At 61.2% G+C, this 2,554-nt stretch carries 3 protein-coding genes; 2 read left to right on the forward strand and 1 reads right to left on the reverse strand.

The window, feature by feature from the left end; translation table 11 throughout:
* The coding region (locus AAFM92_16775) for a hypothetical protein (protein MEL7302019.1) at nt 1-234 on the reverse strand (234 nt) is incomplete at its 3' end.
* 274 nt (nt 235-508) lie between these two features.
* On the opposite strand from AAFM92_16775, the gene AAFM92_16780 reads away from it, so the two are divergent.
* Both AAFM92_16780 and AAFM92_16785 read left to right on the forward strand, forming a co-directional pair.
* Nucleotides 509-2,143, forward strand: a complete 1,635-nt coding sequence (locus tag AAFM92_16780; GenBank protein ID MEL7302020.1) for a reverse transcriptase domain-containing protein — start codon at nt 509-511, stop codon at nt 2,141-2,143.
* Between the two features lie 53 nt (nt 2,144-2,196).
* Nucleotides 2,197-2,554: hypothetical protein (locus AAFM92_16785; GenBank protein ID MEL7302021.1), on the forward strand; the 358-nt coding region annotated here is incomplete at its 3' end.

Below are 2,554 nucleotides of genomic sequence, written 5' to 3' on the forward strand. Positions count from 1 at the left end.
GGACAGGCTCGCTGCGAGCACGAGCCTGCCCCCGGGCCCGCGCATCAATGCGTCACACAAGACGCCCACGCGCACCATAACCAAAATGGCGCCCGCGCGCGACAAAATGGCGGCCGCGGACAGGCTCGCTGTAAACACGAGCCTGCCCCCGGACCCGCGCATCAATGTGTTGCACAGAGGTATGCTCACGATGAAACTGAAGGTGACGTCACCGCCGCGCTCGATGCTCGACACGGCTACGACGTCACCGCCACCCCGCATAGTCGGCACTCTACAGCGCCACCTCTCCGCCTGGGAGTCTATCCACCCAAACGAATGGCTGCTCCGCACCATTGCACGGGGGTACAGACTACAATTCACCAGGAAACCCCCGCTTACGAGGAAAGTTATTTCCACTCGTGCAACGGGGCCTGCGCTTGCGCAGCTGAGATCGGAGATCCAATCTCTTCTGGAGAAAGGTGCGATAGAGGAAGTGGATTTGAGCACAAACCCAGCGGGTTTTTACTCCATGTACTTCCTAGTGTCGAAAAAGGGGGGGGGCATGAGACCCATCCTGGACCTGAGAGGTCTCAACGGGTACCTCAAAAAGTTTCGCTTCAAGATGTTGACCACGTCCTCGCTCCTCAGCAGAGTTCGCGAAGGAACCTGGTTCACATCGGTGGATCTCAGCGATGCTTTCTTTCACATCACAGTGTATCCACCTCACCGGAAGTTCCTGCGGTTCAGCCTGGACGGACGAGTGTACCAGTACACCGTCCTTCCCTTTGGCCTAGCCCTCAGCCCGCGAGTGTTCACCAAGGTAACACAAGCTGCTGTGGCACCGCTCCGCGCTATGGGGATTCGCCTGGACACCTATCTGGACGATTGGCTGCTCAGTGCGGACTCGAGGCACGAGGCGATCGAACACACCGGGATGGTGGTTGCTCACCTCGCTCGGCTTGGCTTCATTCTCAACCACGAGAAGAGCTCCCTGGTGCCGTCGCGCAGGACCACCTTCCTGGGGGTCCAGCTCGACTCCACCACGCTCCAAGCTCGCCTCTCCCCAGAGCGGATCCAAACCTTCCGCTCCTGCCTAGCGCATTTCAGACCGGGCACTCACGTCCCGTATCTGTTATGCATGCGCCTCTCGGGACTGATGGCTTCCACCATCCACCTCATGAGGCTCGGCAGATATCACATGCGGCCCTTCCAGCGCTGGGTGGGATCGCTCCGGATCCCGTCCTCTCAACGCCAACGCCAGGTCCTCGTGTCCGCGGCTTGCGCCCAGGCACTCCGACCCTGGCGACAGGCGGGCCTGCTGTCTCAGGGAGTCAAGATCGGGATGATTTCCTCCCTCAAGGTCCTCACTACGGACGCCAGCCTGTCGGGATGGGGTGCCATCCTCGACGGCAGGAGCGCCAAAGGGACCTGGAACGCGGCCTTCAGATCCAAGCACATAAATGTCTTGGAGCTGCTGGCGGTTCTCCTGGCCTTGAAACGCTTCGAGCGCTCACTGGTCGGTCGCCACGTGCTAGTCCGCACGGACAACATGACCACCATGGCCTACATCAACAGACAGGGAGGCTTGGCCTCCCCGTCTCTAGATGCCCTCGCAAGGGAGCTGACTCTCTGGTGCGACTCCAGACTGAAGTCCATCAGAGCAGTCCACCTGCCCGGTCTTCAGAACCACGGGGCGGATCTATTGTCCAGGGGCAGGTACTACTACGACGACTGGGTCCTCCACCCTTCGGTGACGACCCAGATCTTCGCCAGGTACGGCCGCCCCTCGGTGGACCTCTTTGCATCAGAAGCGAACGCGAAGTGCTCACGTTTCTTCTCGATCCAAGGGACAGCCACTATGGGCCTGGAGGCCCTGGCACACGACTGGCCGAGGGACCTGCTCTACGCGTTCCCTCCTCTGCGTCTGATCTACCCAGTCTTGGACAGAGTCAGACGTCAGGGCCTATCGGTGCTCCTCATCGCTCCGCGGTGGGGGTCATGGAGGTCGGAGATCACTCCTCTCCTCTACGACATCCCGTGGCGCCTGCCTCCACTCAGCGACCTCCTGAGTCAGGCGGCAGGAACCATCCTCCACCCCAGACCAGAGCTTCTGGATCTGTGGGTCTGGCCGGTCAGAGGGCCGCCCTCGCAGCTAGCGGACTGACCCCGGCGGTCATCTCCACTATTGAGGGTGCTCGGGCTGCCTCCACTAACGCCGTGTACGGCGCCAAGTGGCGGTACTTCGAGAAATGGTGCGCAGAGCAGTCCCCGCCTGTGGTGCCCTCTCTGGCCCCCGTCCAAGACGTCCTTCGCTTCCTGCAGGCCAGGAAGGAGGACGGCCTGACGTTCAACACCATCAAGGTGTATGTGGCTTCCATCTCCGCCTGCCACCAGGGCCTGGATGGCAAGTCGGTCGGTTCGCACGCGCTCGTCTCCCAATTCATGAAAGGAGTCAAGCGCGCCACTGCGACTGACAAACCGCTGTTCCCGCGGTGGGACCTCGCTGTGGTTTTGGACGGGCTGCTGAAGCACCCGTTTGAACCTCTCGAGTCAGCGGACATCAAGATCCTCAGCC

Source organism: Pseudomonadota bacterium (genome assembly GCA_038533575.1).
Classification (GTDB): Bacteria; Pseudomonadota; Alphaproteobacteria; order Rhodobacterales; family Rhodobacteraceae; genus Shimia_B.

Excerpts from the sequence above, each read along its gene's own strand:
- AAFM92_16780 (MEL7302020.1), top strand. The coding sequence starts at position 509 with ATGTACTTCCTAGTGTCGAAAAAGGGGGGGGGCATGAGACCCATCCTG.